This is a genomic window from Mesorhizobium sp. M1348 (assembly GCF_040317925.1).
Lineage (GTDB): Bacteria > Pseudomonadota > Alphaproteobacteria > Rhizobiales > Rhizobiaceae > Mesorhizobium.
The window spans coordinates 1-20,650 of record NZ_JAMYLH010000012.1 but is presented as its reverse complement, the minus strand read 5'-3'; the positions used below and the strand labels follow the sequence as shown (position 1 = coordinate 20,650).

Annotated in this window: 14 protein-coding genes and 7 pseudogenes; 14 read left to right on the top strand and 7 right to left on the bottom strand. The window is 59.8% G+C overall.

The features are described 5' to 3' along the window. Positions 1 to 5: 5 nt before the first annotated feature. From NKH13_RS20110 to NKH13_RS20090, 5 genes and pseudogenes are all read left to right on the top strand, one after another. Positions 6 to 845, top strand: coding sequence for a transketolase (locus tag NKH13_RS20110; RefSeq protein ID WP_352469358.1), 840 nt, complete (start codon positions 6 to 8; stop codon positions 843 to 845). Further along, a pseudogene (locus tag NKH13_RS20105) lies at positions 842 to 1,853 on the top strand (transketolase family protein). Before NKH13_RS20110 ends, NKH13_RS20105 begins: the two are co-directional and overlap by 4 nt. Before the next feature lie 106 nt (positions 1,854 to 1,959). Next, positions 1,960 to 2,246: pseudogene (locus tag NKH13_RS20100) on the top strand (transposase); the annotation flags it as partial. A 71-nt stretch (positions 2,247 to 2,317) separates the two neighbouring features. After that, positions 2,318 to 2,473, top strand: a pseudogene (locus NKH13_RS20095) (ATP-binding protein); the annotation flags it as partial. Positions 2,474 to 2,739: 266 nt separating this feature from the next. Continuing rightward, entirely contained in the window at positions 2,740 to 3,096 is a 357-nt protein-coding gene (locus NKH13_RS20090) for a hypothetical protein (RefSeq protein ID WP_352453730.1), read from the top strand. A 138-nt stretch (positions 3,097 to 3,234) separates the two neighbouring features. Here the strand turns inward: NKH13_RS20090 and NKH13_RS20085 are convergent, their stop codons facing one another. Then, entirely contained in the window at positions 3,235 to 4,203 is a 969-nt protein-coding gene (locus NKH13_RS20085) for a glycosyltransferase family 10 domain-containing protein (protein WP_352453731.1), read from the bottom strand. A gap of 536 nt (positions 4,204 to 4,739) precedes the next feature. Between NKH13_RS20085 and NKH13_RS20080 the strand changes: the two are divergent. Then, positions 4,740 to 5,864, top strand: a pseudogene (locus NKH13_RS20080) (site-specific integrase). Positions 5,865 to 6,106: 242 nt separating this feature from the next. Here NKH13_RS20080 and NKH13_RS20075 read toward each other — a convergent pair. Further along, complete coding sequence (locus tag NKH13_RS20075) at positions 6,107 to 7,768, bottom strand: tannase/feruloyl esterase family alpha/beta hydrolase (RefSeq protein WP_352913991.1); 1,662 nt, start codon at positions 7,766 to 7,768, stop codon at positions 6,107 to 6,109. A 191-nt stretch (positions 7,769 to 7,959) separates the two neighbouring features. Here NKH13_RS20075 and NKH13_RS20070 point away from each other — a divergent pair. Next, positions 7,960 to 8,277, top strand: a pseudogene (locus NKH13_RS20070) (integrase); the annotation flags it as partial. Positions 8,278 to 8,473: 196 nt separating this feature from the next. Here the strand turns inward: NKH13_RS20070 and NKH13_RS20065 are convergent. From NKH13_RS20065 to nadE, 4 genes and pseudogenes are all read right to left on the bottom strand, one after another. After that, positions 8,474 to 8,536 (bottom strand): annotated as a pseudogene (locus tag NKH13_RS20065) (hypothetical protein); the annotation flags it as partial. Positions 8,537 to 8,592: 56 nt separating this feature from the next. Further along, positions 8,593 to 8,745: an aminopeptidase gene (locus NKH13_RS20060; protein ID WP_352453905.1), complete on the bottom strand. Its 153-nt coding sequence runs from the start codon at positions 8,743 to 8,745 to the stop codon at positions 8,593 to 8,595. Positions 8,746 to 9,195: 450 nt separating this feature from the next. After that, positions 9,196 to 10,278: a sensor histidine kinase gene (locus NKH13_RS20055; RefSeq protein ID WP_352913989.1), complete on the bottom strand. Its 1,083-nt coding sequence runs from the start codon at positions 10,276 to 10,278 to the stop codon at positions 9,196 to 9,198. Between the two features lie 404 nt (positions 10,279 to 10,682). Next, a pseudogene (gene nadE, locus NKH13_RS20050) lies at positions 10,683 to 11,014 on the bottom strand (NAD(+) synthase); the annotation flags it as partial. 1,002 nt (positions 11,015 to 12,016) lie between these two features. On the opposite strand from nadE, the gene NKH13_RS20045 reads away from it, so the two are divergent. Next, positions 12,017 to 14,083, top strand: a complete 2,067-nt coding sequence (locus NKH13_RS20045; RefSeq protein ID WP_352493622.1) for a carbamoyltransferase family protein — start codon at positions 12,017 to 12,019, stop codon at positions 14,081 to 14,083. Positions 14,084 to 14,190: 107 nt separating this feature from the next. On the opposite strand, the gene NKH13_RS20040 is transcribed toward NKH13_RS20045, so the two are convergent. Beyond that, the gene (locus NKH13_RS20040; RefSeq protein WP_352493109.1) at positions 14,191 to 14,346 is read right to left on the bottom strand and encodes a hypothetical protein; all 156 of its coding nucleotides are present in this window, start codon (positions 14,344 to 14,346) and stop codon (positions 14,191 to 14,193) included. Between the two features lie 319 nt (positions 14,347 to 14,665). Here NKH13_RS20040 and NKH13_RS20035 point away from each other — a divergent pair, with 319 nt between their 5' ends. From NKH13_RS20035 to istB, 6 genes are all read left to right on the top strand, one after another. After that, entirely contained in the window at positions 14,666 to 15,850 is a 1,185-nt protein-coding gene (locus NKH13_RS20035; protein WP_352567080.1) for a glycosyltransferase family 9 protein, read from the top strand. 539 nt (positions 15,851 to 16,389) lie between these two features. Next, complete coding sequence (locus NKH13_RS20030) at positions 16,390 to 16,674, top strand: type II toxin-antitoxin system TacA family antitoxin (protein WP_352468510.1); 285 nt, start codon at positions 16,390 to 16,392, stop codon at positions 16,672 to 16,674. Continuing rightward, entirely contained in the window at positions 16,675 to 17,184 is a 510-nt protein-coding gene (locus tag NKH13_RS20025) for a GNAT family N-acetyltransferase (RefSeq protein WP_352453588.1), read from the top strand. Positions 17,185 to 17,371: 187 nt separating this feature from the next. Beyond that, complete coding sequence (locus NKH13_RS20020; RefSeq protein ID WP_352517875.1) at positions 17,372 to 17,809, top strand: hypothetical protein; 438 nt, start codon at positions 17,372 to 17,374, stop codon at positions 17,807 to 17,809. A 700-nt stretch (positions 17,810 to 18,509) separates the two neighbouring features. Next, entirely contained in the window at positions 18,510 to 19,799 is a 1,290-nt protein-coding gene (gene istA / locus NKH13_RS20015) for an IS21 family transposase (RefSeq protein WP_352643549.1), read from the top strand. Next, entirely contained in the window at positions 19,799 to 20,557 is a 759-nt protein-coding gene (gene istB / locus NKH13_RS20010; RefSeq protein ID WP_352913986.1) for an IS21-like element helper ATPase IstB, read from the top strand. Before istA ends, istB begins: the two co-directional genes overlap by 1 nt. Positions 20,558 to 20,650: the final 93 nt, after the last annotated feature.

Genomic DNA, 20,650 nt, shown 5'->3' with positions numbered 1-20,650 from the left:
TTGAGATGCCTCGCGCTGGCAGCAATGTCAGCCTGGCCGAACGAGCCTATCGTATCCGCCGACACGCCGTGCGGATGGGTCAAGTCCAGGGCCAAGGTTATGTCGGACAGGCGCTGGGTGTCGCCGACGTGCTTGCCGTCGCCTATTTCCATGCGCTTCGTTACCGGCCGGAGGACACGTTGTGGGAGGGACGCGACCGCTTCCTGCTGTCGATCGGACACTATGCGATCGCGCTCTACGCGGCTCTGATCGAAGCGGGCGTGCTGCCGGAGGAAGAGCTCGAAACCTATGGCAGCGATGAAAGCCGTATGCCGATGTCCGGCATGGCGCCATACACGCCCGGCATGGAGATCACCGGCGGCTCGCTCGGTCACGGCCTTGGCATTGCCGTTGGCATGTGCATGGGGCTGACGCGCAAGCGAAGCGACAGTTTCGCCTACAATCTTTTGTCCGACGGCGAGCTCGGTGAGGGCTCGACCTGGGAAGCCGCGATGTCGGCCGCCCACCACAAGCTCGACAATCTCATTGCCATTGTCGACTTCAACAATCAGCAGGCCGATGGTCCGTCGACGGCCATGCTCTCCTCCGAACCGGTGACCGACAAGTTCGAGGCGTTCGGCTGGCATGCGCAGCGCGTCGACGGCAACGACATCGAGGCGGTCCGCAAGGCCTTCGACATGGCGCGCGGCCTGAAGGAACCTCGTCCGCGTGTGATCGTTTGCGATACGCGCATGGCCAAGGGTGTGCCATTCCTGGAAACCCGCGACATCACGCATTTCATCCGCGTCGAACCGCACGAATGGACGTTAGCGCTCGAAGCTTTGGAAAAGGGACGTCCGCGTTGAGGTTGTCAAAGTTCGCGCCGCGCCACGCCGCCAATGCCGGTGAGCGCAAGACCACATCGGCGATGATCGCGTCGATCGCGCCCGATGGCGTACCGACACGCAATGCGCCGTTCGGGCACACACTGGCCAGACTGGCGCACCAGCGGCCCGGGATAGTTGGCCTGACGGCGGACCTCGCGAAATACACCGATCTCCATGTCTTCGCACAGGAGCATCCGGACCGCTTCTATCAGATGGGCATGGCGGAGCAGGTGCTGATGAGCGCCGCCGCCGGCTTGGCGCGGGAGGGTTTTACGCCCTTCGCCACCACCTACGCCGTCTTCGCATCGCGACGTGCCTACGATTTCATCTGCATGGCGATCGCCGAGGAGAAACTCAATGTGAAGATCGTCTGCGCCTTACCGGGGCTGACGACCGGCTACGGCCCCAGCCACCAGGCGACGGAGGACATCGCGATCTTCCGCGGGATGCCGAACCTGACGATCATCGACCCTTGCGACGCGCTCGACATCGAACAGGCCACGGAGGCGATCGCGGACTACAACGGGCCGGTCTACATGCGGCTTTCGCGCGGTAAGGTTCCTGTCGTGCTCGACGAAGACGACTATACATTTGAAATCGGCAAGGCGCGAATGCTGCGCGAGGGCGCGGACGTATTGTTCATTTCCAGCGGCCTGATGACCATGCGCGCGCTGGAGGCCGCGAAGGCGCTTGAAGCCGACAGGATCGGCTGCGCCGTTCTGCACGTTCCGACGATCAAACCTCTGGATACGGAGGCGATACTCGCTGCCGCGCGCCGTTCGGGTGGCGGCGGAGAACCACACCATCATTGGTGGCCTTGGCGAAGGCGTTGCCGCGCTGCTGATGCGCGAGAGAGTGACCCCAGTCTTTCGCCAGATCGCCCTGCCCGACGAGTTCCTCGACGCTGGCGCGCTGCCGACGCTTCACGATCGCTACGGGATCTCAACTTCCGAGCTCGTGCGCCGCGTCCGCATTTGGAGCGAATGAGAAGTAAGAGCTCTCCCCACACAACAGTTGAGTCATCGACCTTGACCTTGCCCCTCTTATCTAATCCGGTTTGAAGTTCGTTCTGGCCCATCGAGAGGACCAGGACATGAAACGTAGCCGCTTCTCTGAAGAGCAGATCATCGGAATTTTGAAGGAACATGAGGCCGAGGTATCGGTTGCCGATCTGTGCCGCAAGCACGGGGTCAGCGACGCCTCGATTTACAACTGGAAGGCCCGCTTCGGCGGGATGGATGTCTGCGAGGCTCGGCGACTGAAGGCTCTGGAGGACGAGAACACGCGGCTGAAGCGGCTTCTGGCCGACGCCATGCTCGACAATGCCGCGTTGAAGGATCTTGTGGGAAAGAAATGGTGACGCCCGCGGCCAAGCGGAAACCTTTCCAGCGACCAGATCGATCAACTTCAACGCCGACTGCAACGGACCAGGCGATCAAGGAAAGGTGCATCATGAAGCATTCGCGGAGCCGACAATAGCCGACGCCATTCTCGACCGGATCATCCACAACGCCCATCGCATCACCCTCGAAGGCGACAGCATGAGAAAGCAAAAAACACCGTCGCCCTTGACCGGCGCCGAAAACGGCGAAATCAATCACAAATGACTTCAACCAGGCAACCGAGCGCCGACCCCATCCTGCTGTCCGCGAATTAGTGAAACTGCTGTCCGCGATTTAGCGGAACGACTGTCCCGTTTTTGCGAAATACGCACGTCCGACGCAGCTTGCGTTGACAGAGGCGGTTTTACGCGCAGTTGCAATAGCACTTCCGCCGGCCTATTTTTGTGGAGTGCAATTCTGGTTCGGCCAAGGGCGCTTTGGGCGCCGGACCGGCCCCGTGTAAACCTCATTAAAGAGAGACGAACCCTGCCATGGAAGAATTCTTATCGCGCATCGCCACTGGTGCCGGCATCGGCCCGGCTCTCGCAGAGAAGGCCGTTGGGTTAATGCTGGGTTTCCTGCAACGCCACGCGGCCGACGGTCCCGTTGCGCGCATGATCGCGGCCATTCCCGGAGCTTCGGAATTAGTGGCGAAGTATCATGGCAACGACCCAGAGGGCGGAGGCGGCCTCATGGGGCTCGGCCAGCAATTGATGAGTGAGGGTCTCAGCATTCTAAAGATCGCCGCCATCGCCAACGAGACGATCGCCTTCGCCAAGGAACATGCCGGCGACGAACTCGTGGACGAGGTCCTCAATTCCGTTCCTGGCCTTCCCCAGTTCGTCTGATCAGCGGCAGCCGGGGGCGCATGACCTCGTGCGCCCGTGCCGGCCCGTCTGCGCAGGTAGGCATTCTCCGCCGAGCGCTCCGTACCGATCTCGCCAGACCACCAACCGCCGGGCACGCGAAGCGAGCGTTGGAGTACTTCATTCGTCTGTCCCAAAATCGACCGCAGGCGAACCGATGTGTATAACTTCCGGCGGTAAGGGTTTATCGTGAACGCTTTCGATGAAGCCCGCGAGATAAGCAAACGTATTGTATTTCTCAAGAACCAACCGCTTCGCCTCTTGTATTGCGCCGCGACGCTCCTTCCAGAGGTCCGAGTCGATGATTTCTTGAATTTTTTGGATTACGTTCTTGTCCTCTGGGTCAATCAGAACCATTGAGTCGGAAGGGAAGAACCTCGTGATTGCCGGGCTGCCGTAATAGATCGGCATTGTTTCAGCAACGAAGCAGTCCATAAGCTTCTCTGTAAAATAGTAATCAGCACGAGTATTCTCGAAAGCTATACTGTAACGGTACGGTGCGAGTGCGTCCCATTTATCTCCAATCAGCCGAAAACCTCGGCCGAACAGGTCAAAATCGAGCTCCTCTCTCAGCCGTTCCAGAAACGCCAGCCGATATCGATGCCCTTTAAGCAGGGCGATGTTACTGGTAATCCATGAGAGCCGAAGCGGCTTGTCCACGACTTCGCTGACCAGAAGTTGGTCATATGTCTTTGTTACAGACCAAGACCGAGTGATAGGTGGAGACAAAACGAATCGGCGCTCTGCATTCTGCCGAGCAGCCAGCTCTGCGTCAGACGTCAGGACGATGGTATTTTTCCCCTGCCCTTCATGAAATGCGCGATGAGCTTTCGTCGGCGGTTCGCCGATTGCAAAAATTGTCCTGTTTGGACTCGCCTCGATATCAACAGGGAGCCCAAAAATAGAAGCAGAGTTAAAGACAATATGCCAATCGGGCGCGAAGGATGTCCTGCGTACAAAAGCGACATTGTTCCAGATTCCACTGCCCTTTGGAGTGAGATGGTGGATTGCATCATCCAAAACGCCCCAAGAATCCAGACATGTAGCAACAATGGGCGCCGGACGTTCCGTCAACAATTTGGTCGACAAAGCAGTTCCACCCCATTCACTTCCGTTGGACCGGGAGCAACTCGTGCATCGGGCGCAAGACCTCTCTGCGCCTGAAATAGCTCGCGATCCTGATCGGTATCAAACACACGATTCTGTGCGACTTCGCGATTCTGTGCGACTTCGCGCCATTCGACAACTCATCTCTAAGACCGCGGGAATCCCTTCACTCGTGAAGGTACTCAATCGCCATTTCGGATTGCGGTAAGATTGGGCAGCATAAACCTTCCGGGACCCGCTGTCGAGGCAATTGTCGCTTTGCACCTAACCAGGTTCTTCCTCACTTTGTGTGGTGATCAGGCCGGTTGAGTGGCAGCATGCGTGCCCTCTAAAATATGGAAGTTGACTACATTCTTATTATTAATCGGGATATACGACCAGTTTAGAGGCGGCTCGCCTCTCACAGGCGACGTTTGCAGCGGCGACGGCAGATCGAGATATTGGCGGGTTGATGCCGGGGCTTTGTCCGAAATCTGTGGTCCGATTTCGGACGAAGTGACGGTCAAGATGTCCGAAATATGCTACGAATTTCGGACAAGCTTCACACACAAAGCGCCGCGGCTTTGCCCGACATCGTCGATATCGTCATGCAGATGGGCGATGCCGACCTAGCCTCGTCCCCCTCCCCTTCCAGCCATTGCCAATCCCAGCCTGCCTGCGCAGCTTGAGGCGCTCGCCGGCCGCGCGCGCGATTATATCGAGGCGGCGAGTTCGGCCAACACGCGTCGCGCCTACGCAGCCGACTGGAAGCATTTTTCGAGTTGGTGCCGGCGCCAAGGCATCGAGATGTTCCCGCCCGATCCTCAGGTCGTCGGGCTCTACATCGCCGCCTGCGCGTCAGGTACGGCCACTGGCGACAAAAGGCCCAACACCGTTTCAACCATCGAGCGCCGGCTTTCGTCGCTCTCCTGGAATTTTGCCCAGCGCGGTCAGCCGCTGGACCGCAAGGACCGCCACATCGCAACGGTCGTGGCTGGCGTTCGCAACACCCACGCCTCCCCTCCCAGGCAGAAGGAAGCGATCCTGCCCGAGGATCTGATCGCATGTTCGAGACCCTCGACCGCGGCACGCTGCGTGGTCTGCGCGACCGCGCCATGCTGCTTTTGGGTTTCGCCGGCGGCCTTCGCCGATCCGAAATCGTCGGCCTCGACGTCGGCAGGGATCAGACCGAGGACGGGCGCGGCTGGGTCGAGATTTTTGCCGATAAGGGTCTGCTTGTCACATTGCGCGGCAAAACCGGCTGGCGCGAGGTCGAAATCGGCCGCGGCTCCTCCGACGCCACCTGCCCTGTGGTCGCTCTGCAGACCTGGCTAAGACTGGCGCGCATTGCGCACGGACCGCTGTTTCGGCGCGTTGCTGGTCAAGGCAGAGCCGTCGGTGCCGATCGCTTGAACGACCAGGAGGTCGCACGCCTAGTCAAGCGCACGGCGCTCGCCGCCGGCGTGCGCGGCGATCTGTCGGAGGGCGAACGGGCCAAGAAATTCGCCGGCCACTCACTGCGCGCCGGCCTCGCCTCGTCGGCCGAGGTCGACGAACGCTATGTGCAAAAACAGCTCGGCCATGCCTCCGCGGAGATGACGCGAAATTATCAGCGCCGGCGCGATCGTTTCCGCGTAAATCTCACCAAGGCGTCCGGGCTCTGATGCCCCCGTTTTGTCCGCTGGGATGAGGCGGTCAGATCTCAGGCGATAACAATTACCTCATCGAGCACAGCGAGCGCTGTGTCCAGACTATCGGCGGCCGACGCTTCGTAGTCAGGCATGATCATCAACTGCGTTATGGCACGGCCCACAAATTCCGGGTTTAGCTTTTCCAACCGATCCTTGGTCCGGGAGACCTGTTCCGGGAATGCGCGCAGATTGAAGCGAACAAATGACGAGGTCTCTTATCCCCGACACGAATAGCTCGCGATCTCATCGGGATTTCCCTTACCGCCATAGGCAGCTTGAGTGGGATAAGCGCAGATCGGCTGGTGCTTGCCGGGGAATGCCTTGCTGCCAGCCGCGAGAGAATCCGGAGCCTTGTCTTGGTTTATCCAGCCCTCGATGGCGGCCAAAGGATCAAAGTCGTCGAAGGCTTGGCCATCGCCGCAGTGGGTCATCCCCGGAATTATGAACATGCGCACGAAACGGCGAGTCGCTTCCAAATCGCCGCCGCTTGTGACCTCGACGACTTGCTTGTACCAGCGCACCAGATCGTTGGCTGAGAAGACTGGATCGGAAAGTCCCTGAAACAAGAGCAGCTTTCCACCGTGGGCAGCGAAGCTGGCGAGATACGTGCCGGTCGCATCATTGAGCTTGGCCGTATCCGCAACGCGTGCCGGATCCTTGTCGAAGTCGAACTTCAGGGGGTCAAAATTCGGCGCCGGGGGCGTCATGAAGTAGTATTGAAGCGAGCGGGCTCCCAGAACGATGTTATTTGCATCCGACTGGGAAGTGGGGGAATTGCCCAGCTTCCACATTCTCCAGTCCGCGCCCGCAACGCCCGTATCATATGGCCAATCGCTGTAAAGCTTTTCGCCATCGGAGCTTTCCGGACCCGCGAACGCGCGGCTCATGGCCTGCACTTGACCAGCCGTGAGGCAGCTGTCCGTCTTATCGCCTTGGCAGGACAGGACCTTTGGGTCGAACCGGCACTGCTGCCAGGCGTTGATGACGCCATCCTCAATGCCATCGCGGGCATCACAAGCAGCGAGAACCGCCTTGGCGACGATCTTCAGATCCTGCTGGGAGAAGGCGCGGGATAGAATGGGATGGCCGGCCTCGTCCTTGGGAGCGATGCTCATGTACTGGCGAGTATCCCAGGCTTCGGCAATGTTGGCGGCACTGAGACGAAAACCCGGGCTACCTGCAACAATGCCGTCGAACTCGAGCGGATATCGCTGAGCCGCTATCAACGCCTCACGACCGCCATTCGAGCATCCCATGAACACCGACTTTTTCGGAGCCGCCCCATAGAACTTGGCAATCACCTGCTTCGAGACCGAAGTGACTTTGCCAATGGAGGCGTACGCAAAATCAATGCGTGCGGCTTGATCGACCCCGAAAGCCGGATCGGGGCTTGGGTGCCCGCCATCCATGCTTACAACAGCGTAGCCGCGCAAGAGCCCGGGAGCCGCGGTCGAGTTCCGGCAAGGAATGGTCCCGACGGCCGGCGCCAGGAAGCCATCAACTGCGCCGCCGCCCTGGAAAAGGAACATGTCGTTCCAGGTCGTCGGAAGACGCACCTCAAACCGGGTGCCATATGATTGACCATCGACCCCCTGGCGTTTCCCGATAACACCTCGGACAAGGCAGTGCCCGCCCACTTTTACCGCCTGAGGCGAGGCGCCGGTGAATGCAGTGAAGGGATCTGCGGGGATCTCCTGCGGCTTTTGAAGGCTAGCCTCGGTAAAGATCACGCTTGGAATTTTGAGCTTGGCGATGGACCGGCACGCCTGATCCGACGCGTTTGCCGCCAGTGCAGGCGCACATACACATATGATCGCCAACATCAGTGCCAGCGTGCACCCGCGGTCCCGCAGCTTGAGCCCGTTAGCCAAGAACATACCCATCCTCCCTGGATGCGCCCGATAGCCCGAAAGCTGATCGCATTGGTAGCTAGTTGTGAGCTTTCAGTAGGTTGTCCATCCGGTCCGAACCGGGAAAGCTGAGATTGTCGAAGCTTCAGTGACTCCAGGGGGACCGGATGAACATCCATAAGAATACCGGTCTGACGCCGCTCGGTCGAGAGCGGATTTTTTGCGCCTGGGCGCGCCGGCAGCACCTCGAGGTGTTGCCGCTTGATCCGCAGACCGTCGGCCTCTACATTACGGCCTGTGCATCCAGAAAGGTTACAGGAGACAAGAAACCAAACTCTGTGGCGACGATCGAGCGCCGTCTCTCCTCCCTGGCGTGGAATTATACGCAGCGTGGCGAGCCGCTCGATCGAAAGGACCGCCATATCGCCACCGTGCCCGCCGGCATCCGTAACAGCCACGCAAAACCGTCTGTGCAGAATGACGCCATACTTCCCGAAGACCTGATCGCCATGCTGGAGACGGTGCTCCGCAAGACCCATCAGGTCGCCCCAGGCCAGAGCAACCGGCTCGTCCCGGGGAGGACGAAACGGTCGACCACTCCGCTTGTTCGACTTGTGTTCGGGCGACTATCCCGGCTTCTATGCATCGCGCTTCGGCGCGGCGAGCTTTGTCGAACGCGCCAAGCCTTTGAACCGAATCGCTGTAGACGGAAGTCGCGGCGAGCTTCGCGTTGTTGATCGGAGCATCGAACCAGGCGTCGTATCCGCGGTATCCACCCCATCGTCTGTCGCGCAATCTGTTGGCGAGCGCGTCCTCAGCCGTTCGATCGCGGCCGTCTTTGCCGCAAACTATTATATGGCGGCCGCCGATGCCATTCGGGCGCGCAATATCTCAGGGGTTGAAGGATCGTCGATCAGTTTTCCGATGTCTTGGCGGGCCGCGATGATCTGCACATGACCCTGCAAAGATTGCGCGTAGTAGGAAATACTGGTGCAACTGGTCACCCCAGGCGTCAGGATAATCGTAGAACCAGTCGAACGAATGCACGCATCCCGGTTTGCCTACAGCACTGCTCTCCTGTCCCGATAGCGAAATTCGCGGTTACCTCCGGCCACGAACAGTCGGACCAATTTTATTTGTAGGTTAGACCTTCGTCCGCGGCAAGATTGGCCAAGCGATGACTCGCTGCTGAATTGCCGGCCCGCGCGTGATGAGCGCGAAGGCGTCAGGTGCCCCCGCCGTCAAGACTCAAGCCGCAACGTAATCAGGCGGGAGTGCCTTCCGCTAGGTGGGGATGGACTGGCCGCCGAAGTCAGAAGCAGCAAGCCTGGAGCATAATGGAAGACCTCGACCATGTGAAGCTGGCCGCGAAGCGCGTCCGGGCCTATTTGCAGCCACCTGCTCAAAGCCGCGACATGAAGCCAGCCGCCAGCCTGCTAGTCGACAGCAACCGTTCAGCTTGCTGCCGCCGACCGCTTGAAAACGATGGTCACCTTCGTCCCTTTGTTGGCGCTGGACTCGACGGCTAGCTGCGCCTTGGCGTTCTCGGTCAGCGATCGCGCGATCAGCGCTCCGAGCTTGCCTGGTTTGGGCCACACCTCGCCTTCCGGCAGGCCGATTCCGTCGTCCGCCACAATAACCCTGCAGCCGTCGCCATCGACGATGCTGTGCAGCGTTATCGTGCCGCCGTCGCGGCCCCGGAACGCATGCTTAAGCGAATTGGTCAGCAATTCGTTTACGACCAGTCCCGCCGGCATGGCGACGTTTATTGACACCGGATATGTATCCACCTTCATATCCAGCCGGATCCCCTCGACCGCATGCGAGCTCATGACCGCGGACGCTATCTGGCTGAGATACACACCAAGGTCGACCTCCTCCTTCGGCTCGTCGGCCGTTAACGTCTGGTAGAGGATCGCTAGAGCGTCGACGCGACCGGCGAGCCGCTCAAACCGTCTCCGGTCGGCCTCGGTAGCGTTGCGGCTTTCCAGCCGGATCAGTGCGGTGATCATCTGCAGGTTGTTCTTCACCCTGTGCTGCAGTTCGCGAAGCAGTGTGTCTTTCTCGCTGACCCGCTCCTCGGCCGAGCGCTGATCTCCCGCCTCGCCGTGAGCCGATACGTCGACCAGTGCCACCAGTCGGAAGCAAACCTTGCCGTTGTCGTCCTCTATCTCGTTCGAATAAACGTCGACAATCGCGGGTTTGTCCTCGCCGCGTTCCAGCCTGAAGGTGCCGACCAGATCGGTTCCCTCGACCACGGCCTCGGCTAGCGGCCTGTCCTGTTGCTGATGGAGGCCTGTGCCTAAAAGGGCCGCCCAGTTTTCTCGGGTGAGCCTGGCGGCCGTCAGGCCTGACAGTTTCTCGAATTCCGGATTGGCGTAGACCACGCGCTCTTCAGCGGCAAGGTCCGAAACGGCAATGGCAATCGGCACCTGGTCAAGGAATTTCTTAAACTGTTCACTTTCCAGTGCGGTTGCAAGGTCAGGTGTATCAAGCAACTGCTCGACGGCCTCAGCCTTCTCTGAATCCGATGTCATTTGCGCGCCTTTTCTGCGCGGATCATATCAACAATGCGGCGCGCCTGCCATCGCCGAAACTTGAGCTGCATCTCACGTTTCGCATCACGCATCTGACAACAAGCTCTGCATCGCGTAACGGCCGCACGTCTAGCATTGCGACCGGCCGAAGGAGAGCGGCAAGGATCGGCTACAATCCAGGTGCCTGGAATGTCGAAGCGACCGGTCAAGTGGGTACGCTGCGGAAGATCGATAGAGCAGGCATTCAGGAAGAATGAGTTCGCGTGCCGGCCTCGGCGATACGTGCCGACACTGTCAACCTCATGACCGCATGCGGGCTGAAAGAGCAGCGCTTCGCTCCAGCGGTAATTCAGGCCGCTAGCTGCCTAACTGCGGCAAGCCCATCGATCGTGTATGTTGAGACGCTATTGCCGATGCCTAAATATCGAACCCGTCATGGCAATCGTTGTGACGGGAAGCGCTCGCTTATGGGCTGTGCTGGAATGCGCATGAAGTATACGCCTGTGCGCCGCTTCGTTGATCTCTTGGCCTTCGAGGAAGTCCTCAATCTCATCGTATGTGAGACCGGGACGAGGTTCTCCAGGTCGGCGGTCGGGATCTTTTCAACAAGATCAGACGGAGCGCCCAGATACACTGCCAAGGCGCGAACTCTGCGCTTGTTCAGCCCGGAAAGAGGAAGAATGTCTGCGGCACCATCGCCGAACTTGGTGAAGAAGCCCATCAAGGCCTGGGCTGCTTCGAAGCGACTTCTGAAAAAGAAGTGTGGGTTTGCTCTCATACCCTTTGCTGAAAAATGTTGTCATAGAGCGCATGGAATGCCACGCGCTTCGAATCGGAGTAGCCATCCGGGAAGCCTGAAGCCCCTTTGAAGCGCATGTCCGGCAGCTATTCATAGTGTGGATGACTTTGATCGAAACAAACGATTTCATAACTCTTCGGAAATCTTGCATGGACAAAAGCACGTCCGCACCGATCACCCATCCAAAGGAGAAAATCTTCCATGCGCCCTGACGTGCAGTGGAGGTCGTGCCGAGAAGTGAGTTGCAACTGGCCGATCATGTCGGCGGTTCGACGCTAGTCGTCCCCAATGTTCCTGAGCTGCGAAGTCTTGCAGGCGAGCCAGCTGCCTGCTTGTGGCGGGCTTTTTGCCGCAGGCAGTCCGCTCGTTTGGGCAGCGGATTGGAGACCCGGCCGGCAGCGCTACCATACAACATCAGCGCACTTTACATCTACGCGGTATTGCCGGGCTTCCAGTCGGTGCCATGTTTGGCCGACGAATGACGCGATGCGGCCTCCTGCACAAGCGAAGGCGTTATCGGATGTGCGACCGGGAAGCAGGCGGACAGTGCAGCACATGTCACTCGCCTGTGCGACGGTCTTTCGGGGAATGAAATCGGGCCAGTTCACGGCGCGGCATTATTCGTCAACAGCCGCCCCTTCGCAAGGATATAGGCAGCCCGCGTCACAAGTTCGTGCTGCAGATGAAAACGGCATCGCCGGCATGCAAGTCAGCAGCCGCTCAAGATTCGATGATCCAGCCAAGCTCTCGGCGTCATGGAACGGCAGGCGCCACGATCGAAGCATCTCATGTTGATTCAGGCGGACCCTTATGAGGCGTTCTTTGATGCCGGTGATGCCTGACAGGCGGTTGCAGCTGCAAGCGACAACGCGGCCTATTTAGTTGGAAACGGTCTGAGGCAGGCCAATTTGGCTTGCCCGTCACTATGTGGAGAAAGAAATGCTGTGTCTAGGAATTAGCGGCGGACTTGACCAAGTCCATGAAAACCGATTCGAGCTTCGGAACGCCTTTATGCACGATGGCGCCGCGGTGCTCGTCCGAGACGGACGGGTGATAGCAGCCGTCGAAGAGGAACGCCTCAATCGGATGAAACACTCCAACAAGCTCCCAATTCGTTCGATTCAATACTGTCTGTCAGCGGCGGGGGTTCAGCTCAACGACATTGATCGTGTCGCGCTCTACGCCAGCGAGCCCTATGCCAACGCCATGCTTGAAGGAATGTCCGCATCCCACCCGGACATTCTCTCCATTCCGTTGGATGCTAAAACGTTGGTGCAGGATCTGTTAACGCGTGAGTTCGGCACTAAGTTGGACAGTTCGCGTATTTCATTCGTAAGTCATCATCAGGCGCACGCCGTGAGCGCCTTTGCAATGTCGGGCTTCGAACAAAGTCTCATTCTAGCGATTGATGGCTCTGGTGATTTCCTATCGGGCCTCTTGGCGGTAGGGTCTGGCACAGAAATTACGCAACTCGAGGCTTTCCCCGAGAACAATTCTCTTGGGCTGTTTTATCTCGAGACGATCCGCTATCTCGGCTACGGCTTGTTCGACGAGTATAAGGTAATGGGACTCGCGCCCTACGGCGACCCCGCTCCCTATCGCGAGCTCTTCGAGCAGTTCTACGAGCTCTCCGCCAACGGCGGTGGCTACCGTGTTCACCTCGACCGCATCGGTCCGGCGTTGCTCCGCAATATCGAGGTCAGGCGAAAGGGAATGCCCTTCACCCAGCAGCATCGAGATGTGAGTGCGTCACTGCAGGAAGCGCTTGAGCGGATCGTGTTCCACATTCTCCGGCATCACCGTGAGGCCACCGGCATGAAGCGGTTGTGCCTGGCGGGGGGGGTGGCCCACAACTGCACGATGAACGGTAAGCTGCTGTATTCAGGGCTTTTCGAAGACATTTTCGTGCAACCCGCGTCTCACGACGCTGGCTGCGCATTGGGAGCTGCGCTGATAGTCTCTAACGAGATGGGCCGCCCCGCGCCGTGTGAGCGACTGCAGGAGGTCTATTGGGGTCCTGATCTCGGGAGCGAGCGCGCCGTGCAACAGGAACTGAATGCATGGGCCGGACATCTCGAGGTTGAACGCTCTGATGACGTGGCAAGCAGTGCAGCCGACTGGATCGCCAACGGCGCCGTGATCGGCTGGGTGCAGGGGCGTTCGGAGTTTGGGCCACGTGCGCTGGGCAACCGCAGCATTCTTGCCGACCCTCGGCCCGCCGCAAACAAGGACCGGATCAATGCGATGGTCAAGAAGCGCGAAGGCTATCGGCCCTTCGCGCCATCTGTGCTGGAGGAGGATGCGAGCGAATTTTTCGACCTCCCGGACGGTAGGCACGAATTTCCATTCATGAATTTCGTCGTTCGCGTGCGTGACTCAAAGCGCGCCTTGCTCGGTGCCATCACGCACGTCGACGGTACCGCTCGCCTGCAAACAGTATCGCGCAACGCCAATCCCGCGTACTGGGAGGTCATCAATGCGTTCAAGAAGCGCACAGGCACTCCAATTCTGCTCAATACGTCCTTTAACAACAATGCCGAACCGATCGTGGATTCGGTTGCAGACGCGATTGCCACCTTTCTGACGACAGAGCTGGATGGACTTGTGGTCGGGCCCTTCCTGGTAAAAAAGCGGGCTGCAACGCTGCAGGATTGGACTGCGCTTGCGGTTTCGTTGCCGCCCTATGTGTCCCTCCATCAAACCCGCGCTTACAAAGCGCCAGATCGTCGGGAGACTCACTGCGAGATCAGCACGACCCACTTCAGCAGTGACAGTGTACGAATTTCACACGACTTGTTTAATCTGCTGATGCGGATTGAGGGCGAAGCCATGTTGGGAGATCTCCTCAATACAATTGCGCCGGATCAGGCTAAGCGTGACGCTGTGATGGAGGGCCTGCGACGACTGTGGGAGCAGCGCCTCGTTCGGTTGCATCCCTCACAAGCTGCTCGCATGGATCAAGACTGCGATCAAACGCTGGACCAGCATAACAGGCTCTCAGCGTGATAGGGATGCCGCTATCCAAGCTCGGCGAATAAAGGTGTTCATCGACGCCGCCGGCCAGCGCACCGCGGGCCGGCGGTCGACTTCATCACAGGGTTGATTCGTCCACTTCATGTTGGACGACCCGGACGCGCAGAAAAAAGCGCCTGCGGCGGGTCCTTTGTAACCACCATGATGCGGGACCACAGCGACAGGGCGTGCCGGAGACGGTCAATCCGGCCGGCGATGTCGTCGCCGGCGGCGACGGTCTCATTCAGGATCAGCATCGACCAAAGAGCGAGGCCACTGCCGTTATGCTCGAGATCTGGGGACGGCGGCTTGGCGAACGCCGTCTACTCGGCGTTTCTCGAACTCACTGCATGCAAGACCGTGACGAAGCCCTTCACATTGCGGGTCGGGACATAGCTGGCTTCTTGGCGCGCTACCACCGCTAGAGATGCAGACTTCGCCCGACAGCTCCTGCTGGAGCGCGGCTTGGATCTGATGGCAGAATTCTTGCGGAGACGCGGACAAGTGGGGAGCACTCCAACCCTACACACGCGTCACTGGGCTATCAGTGTTGACCGTATAATCTTCGGAATGGCAATGGCATATTTTACAAAGCACGACCGCAATCAAATTATATACCGCAGCTGGGAAGAGCCGGAACAGTCAAGCGCAAGGATGAGAATTTTGGTCCTCAAGCTTGATCATGTCGGCGACTTTTGGATGTCTCTAGGGCCCCTAAAGGACCTTCGTCAGCGTTTTGCGCATGCCCACATTACGCTGGTGGTGGGAAGCTGGAACATCGCTACTGCAAAACAGTTCGACCTCGCCGACGATCACATTGCTTTTGACTTTTTTCCTCGCAACCCAAAAGTCAAAACGCGCAAAGCAGCCGCCGACATAAGGCCGCTGCTGACCGGCGAGTTTGATCTTGCCATTGATATGCGTGTTCCGGAAGAAACAAGGCCCATCTTGCTTGAAGTCCCCGCCAGGCACCGTGCGGCGATAGTTGATCCGTACAGCATGCATCAGATCGATATTGCGATAGCGCCATTCAATCTGAAACTGCGCAGAACCATTTTCTACAAGCTGGTCCAAAAAATAGGGCTTGCTAACAAAATCCCCCGTAGATGGCTTGATTGGTTCATTGACCGTAAGCAGGTGCGTCTCCAGCATGTGTCAGAAATCCTCCTCTTTCTGGTCGCAAAGGCAGCTGCCTATTTCGAAAGCGGAGCGGGTCACCCACAGAATTCGACTACAGGCAATGCCCCGATTGTCGTGGCTCCGTTCTCCAATTCCAGCCTGCGAGATTGGCCGATTGAAAGTTTTGGCAAAGTTGTCGCTGCTCTTTCGACCCGTGGTGAGGTGGTCCTCGTTGGCCGTGGCGAATGCCTGGAAGCGCTTGAGGAGGTTGCGAAGATAGCTAGGGAACGTGGAGCCGCGAACATTCGGACGGCTGTCGACTTGTCAGAATTGGAATTCAATTGTCTCGTGAATTCGGCCGCGCTCGTCGTTTCGAACAATTCAGGCACCGGCCATGTCGCTGCCCAGCTTGGCCGCCCTACTATCGGCATTTTCACGGCGTCACATCTACCGGAGATTTGGGGGTTTCGAGGTCCCTTGGTCAGCATGCTTATGAGTGTTATTGAATGTCGCGGATGTGGTCTGGACCAAGTGCGGCATTGTCCGGTCAAAGTCCGATGCAAGTTCGACATCACGCCGGATCTCGTGATTGCCGAGGTAAACGCCTTGATGAATCATTGTAAGGGTACGGCACAAGCTTAGTGGCTCGCGGTCACCACAACCGCGATTGCCCAGCCCTTGTCGCTGATTCAATCGCTACAATCATCTAAAGGCCGAAATTCAGAATCGAATCGACTTGTTCGAAGGACCGCAGTGGCGATGTCACATTGGCCGACAGGTGGCATAGAGCGGCGCCTGAGAATGAAAGTGCCGCCGCCCAGCCTTCATAGCCGTTCCTCCTTTGTGGCGTGACGGCCCGAAAGTCGCCATCGCGTCAGATGTTCATCAGGTTCGGGATAGCCGGGGCTCGTCCGGCGACAGTCATGGCAGCGACTTCGCTTCTGGACCCGCTCATCCGGCCGCCAAAAACAAATGCACTTCCTTAAGCCGTAATTGATCCGCCGGAGCTGACCAAAGCCACCTTGCTCTGGATTGCGGCAATGGCGACTGGGGCGAGAAGCCGAGAAGAACCGATCCGGCGAGAAATCCTGAGACCATCCGCCACGAAACGTCGCCAGGGAACGTAGTATTGCGTTCCGCGTTACACTAACGTATATACGTTCGCAGCACAGGAGCGCGCCATGGCCACCACACCCACCAGGAAGGAAGCACCCGTCTCGATGCGGTTTCGCGACGATGATCTCACTATCATCGACCGCGGCGCGGAGCTGCTCGGCCTGTCGCGCACGGAGTTCATGCGGCGCGCCGCGCTGCACGAGGCGCAGGCGGCCATCCTCAACGAAACCGTCATCCGCGTGTCCCCGGAAGCCTATGACGCCTTCATGCAGGCGATCTCAGCCCCGGCCGCTGCGCCCCCGACGAAGGCGGCCGAGCGGCTGCGTCGGTCCCCGCCCTGGGACAGCTAGGTGGCGCTTTCAGGCATCGAACTCCTCGACCACGCACATCGCCTCGACAGCTTCGATTGCGGCAAGCCGGCGCTCAATGCTTGGCTGGCCGGCTTCGCGCGAACGAACCAGGCCCGCGGGTTTACCCGCGTCCTGGTCGTTCACGACGAGGGAACAGTCGTCGGGTATTACGGCCTCGCGCCGGGCGTGATCCAGCCAAATAGCGCACCGCGCGCCATCCGCACCGGACGCCCGCCCGATCCGATCCCCTGCCTGCTGATCGGACAACTCGCCGTCGACCACCGCTATGCCGGACAAGGCGTCGGTAGCGGCTTGGTCAAGGACGCGCTGTATCGCTGCGTCGCCGGCGCCGACATCGTCGGCGGCCGCGCGGTGGTGGTGCGGGCGATCGACGCCGAGGCAGAGCGCTACTGGCAGAGCTGGGGCTTCATTCCCGCGCGGGACAATCCGTCGGTGCTCATGCGCTCGATCCAGGACGTGAGCCTCTGGCTGGCCGACAAAGGCCACTAGCTCCGCGCGCGTAGCGCCTCCGGAAGCGGCAGGTCTGCGCGCCGGCCTGCCGCCGACCGGGCTTTAGTTGCGGCGTCCCGCCGCTCCCCGAGCCGGCTTCGCCGTCTCGGCGTTCGGGTGACCCCTCACGCAGGGCCAGAGGGAGACGGCGGTCAGAGCGAGGGAGCCCTGGAGAGAAGGGAAAGTCATGATGTCGATGATATTCATAGGGGGTTCACGCGAGATATTTGAGCTGCCGGAACCTGCCATCGCTCGGATCCGCCCAATCGTTGTTGCCGTGCACGGCGTGCTGATTGGCGACGCGTCTGGAGCCGATGCCGAGGCGCAGGGCCTGCTCGCGGGCTACGGCTACAAACATGTCGGGGTCTTCCATGCGGCCAAGGAACCCCGCAATGATCTGGGCGACTGGGCTGCCTACCGGGTCCCGTCTCCTGAAGGCGCTAGAGGATACTGGATCTACGCCGCCAAAGACCGGGAGATGGCGCGCGCCGATTTTGGGATGATAGTCTGGGACGGCGCATCACCCGGCACGGCCGTCAACGTGCTTCGGCTCGCCATGGCGAACAAGCCGAGGTCATCTACGATCTGGCCAGGGGCAGCATGGCGACTACGCACCATGTCGTAGACTGGTGCGCCATTGCTCCGCGATGCCGGTCCAGACATTCGGCGCGCCAAGCCGAAGCCCGCATGACGCCAGGCGAGCGCCTGGCGTTGCCGGGATGATGTACGCGCGGTCCCGGCGGGTCCAACGCGATAGGCTTGATCCGGCCCCGCGCCCCCAACTCCACTTGTATGAACGGCCGGGGCCGGCCCTTTTCGAAACCGGCTCACCGCCGCGTGGCGTTGTGCAGGATGATTGTCTTGACCCGTCTCGCATCTGAAGCGGGTGCAAGCCTGCCGCACATGCCGCTGCTTGGTCATCCAACCTGGCTGCGAGGCATCGCTACCGTGGGGCGTGGCGTTCGCTGCCAGTCGGCTCCGATCTCCAAACCGCTGTGCCGCCATACCGAACACGCAAGGCGGTTTAACCGCCAGGCTGCTGTTCAAGGTATTAACGACGCAGGCGGCATGACCGGAGAGGCTGGCGGGGTAAGCAGCTTCCATCGATCCGGCGGCATTGCGGATGTGGCTGGCGATGGCGGCCTGAGTTCTTGTCCATCTGCCGCATAGCGGGTGGTCAGATGCTGGTCGCGTTTCCGGCGAGCCGAAGCATTTGTCTCTCAAGGTCACCCGTTGGAAATCCAGCACCAGCTGTCGGCCGAATTGAGAAACTGACCCCCTGACGAAATGAAGAACTGACCCCTCGGTTATGAGAGGAGGCATGGATGACGGTTGAGATTTCGGCGATTCCTGCATTGTCGAGAACGATGCGGGGGGAGGAGATGCTTCAGCCTGAAGAAGTGGCAGCGATGCTGCGGCTGCATGAGCTTGGCTGGGGAGCGAAGCGACTTGCGAAGGAATTCGGATGCGCGCGCAACACGGTGCGTCGGTATCTGCGCGAGGGTGGGACTTTTCCGTTTCGCAAGCCTGTGCGGCGGACCGCGTTTGACGGGCTGGACGATTGGCTGCGGGAGCGCTTCTTCCGCCATGGCGGCAACGCCGATGTGGTGCGCCAGGAACTGGAGAGCGAACATGGGATCGTTATAGGGCTTCGGTCGGTGGAGCTTCGGGTGCAGGGTTGGCGTCGGGAGTTGAGGGCGCAGAAGCGCGCGACGGTTCGGTTTGAGACGGCGCCGGGACATCAGATGCAGATCGACTTTGGCGACACGCGGGCGTGGGTCGGCGGCGAGCGTGTTCGGGTGCACCTGTTTGTAGCAACGCTGGGTTACTCGCGTCGGCTGCATATCCGTCCCTCGCTTCGGGAGCGCCAGGCGGACTGGTTCGAGGGGATGGAAGGAGCCTTCCTTCGCTTCGGCGGGGTTCCAACGGAAGTACTGTTCGACAATCCGAAGGCGCTGGTCGAACATCACGATGCGACGACGCGGGAGGTGCGGTTCAATGTGAGGCTGCACACCTTTGCCCGCTACTGGGGATTTACGCCGCGGGCTTGTGCGCCCTACCGGGCGCGTACGAAGGGGAAGGACGAACGCGGGGTCGGCTATGTCAAGCGCAATGCGATTGCCGGCCGCCGGTTCGAGAACTGGGCGGCGTTCGAGGCGCATCTGGACCGGTGGACACGCGAGATTGCTGATCAGCGTGTGCATGGCACGACCGGCGTGGCTCCTGCGGAGCGCTTTGCCGAAGAAGCCATGGCGCTTCGCCCTCTGGGCGGACGGGCACCGTTTGGGCAGCTGCGCGATCTCGTGCGCAAGGTCCAGGCGGACTGCGCAATCGACCTGGACACGAACAGTTACTCGGTTCCCTGGCGGCTGATCGGGGAGAGCGTCCAAGTCGTGGTGCTGGGCGGCCGCGTTATCGTGCGTCATGCGGGCGAGGTGGTGGCGGATCATGCCTTGTGCCGCGGGCGTCGCCAACGGATTGTCGAGCGGGCGCATCTTGCCGGCGTGGTCGGCGCTGCTGCGCCGGTGCGATCGGCGCCGGCGGAGATCGTTGCGCCTTCCGCTCTGTTGCGGCCGCTGGCCGAATATGAGGCACTGGTGGGAGGCAGCTGGTGATGACGACGGTCGATCACGAGATGCTGGTGGCTCAGCTCGACCGGCTGAAGCTGACCGCGATCCGGGATCAGCTCGATACGCTGCTGGACGAAGCGGCGCGTTCGCAAATGACCTTGCGCGAGGCTTTGGCCTTCCTGGTGACGCGCGAGATCGCGCGGCGCGACGAGCGGCGCATCTCCATGGCAGGCAAGATCGCGCAGTTCCCGTTTGTGCGCGAACTCGATGGCTTCGACTTCGACGCGCAGCCGTCGCTGGATCCGCGCCAAGTCCGGGAGCTGGCGACCTGCCGCTGGATTGCCCATGGCGACACGGTCCTGTTCCTTGGACCTCCGGGTACGGGCAAGACACATCTGGCGGTGGCTCTCGGGCGCGAGGCGATCCGGCAGAACCATAGCGTCCAGTTCGTCACGGCGGCCACGCTGGTGGCGATGCTGGCCAAGGCCCATGACGACGGTTCACTCGAAAAGCAGCTGACGACCCTGTCGCGGCCGAAACTGTTGATCATCGACGAGCTCGGCTATCTCCCGTTCGAAGCCAACGCCGCGCATCTGTTCTTCCAGCTGGTGTCGCGGCGTTATGAGCGGGGATCGATCCTGATCACCTCCAACCGCTCGGTGGGCGAATGGGGCAGCGTGTTTGGCGATCCCGTGGTCGCGACCGCGATCCTTGATCGCCTGCTTCATCATTCGACAGTGATCACCATCCGCGGTGACAGCTACCGGCTTCGCGAAAAGCGGGGGGGGGGGGGGAGAGTATAAAAGCCCCCCCCCCCCCCCCCCCCCCCAAAAAAAAAAAAAAAAAAAAAAGAGAAAAAAAAAACAAAAAAAATATTTTTTTTTTTTTTGTTGTTT

What these genes read in the sequence shown, in the direction of transcription:
- NKH13_RS20090 (WP_352453730.1), top strand. Translation starts at nt 2,740, where the DNA reads ATGGAAGAATTCTTATCGCGCATCGCCACTGGTGCCGGCATCGGCCCG.
- NKH13_RS20045 (WP_352493622.1), top strand. Translation starts at nt 12,017, where the DNA reads ATGCTGTGTCTAGGAATTAGCGGCGGACTTGACCAAGTCCATGAAAAC.
- NKH13_RS20035 (WP_352567080.1), top strand. Translation starts at nt 14,666, where the DNA reads ATGGCATATTTTACAAAGCACGACCGCAATCAAATTATATACCGCAGC.
- NKH13_RS20075 (WP_352913991.1), bottom strand. Translation starts at nt 7,768, where the DNA reads ATGTTCTTGGCTAACGGGCTCAAGCTGCGGGACCGCGGGTGCACGCTG.
- NKH13_RS20020 (WP_352517875.1), top strand. Translation starts at nt 17,372, where the DNA reads ATGATGTCGATGATATTCATAGGGGGTTCACGCGAGATATTTGAGCTG.
- istB (WP_352913986.1), top strand. Translation starts at nt 19,799, where the DNA reads ATGACGACGGTCGATCACGAGATGCTGGTGGCTCAGCTCGACCGGCTG.
- NKH13_RS20040 (WP_352493109.1), bottom strand. Translation starts at nt 14,346, where the DNA reads ATGCTGATCCTGAATGAGACCGTCGCCGCCGGCGACGACATCGCCGGC.
- NKH13_RS20110 (WP_352469358.1), top strand. Translation starts at nt 6, where the DNA reads ATGCCTCGCGCTGGCAGCAATGTCAGCCTGGCCGAACGAGCCTATCGT.
- NKH13_RS20030 (WP_352468510.1), top strand. Translation starts at nt 16,390, where the DNA reads ATGGCCACCACACCCACCAGGAAGGAAGCACCCGTCTCGATGCGGTTT.
- NKH13_RS20055 (WP_352913989.1), bottom strand. Translation starts at nt 10,278, where the DNA reads ATGACATCGGATTCAGAGAAGGCTGAGGCCGTCGAGCAGTTGCTTGAT.
- istA (WP_352643549.1), top strand. Translation starts at nt 18,510, where the DNA reads ATGACGGTTGAGATTTCGGCGATTCCTGCATTGTCGAGAACGATGCGG.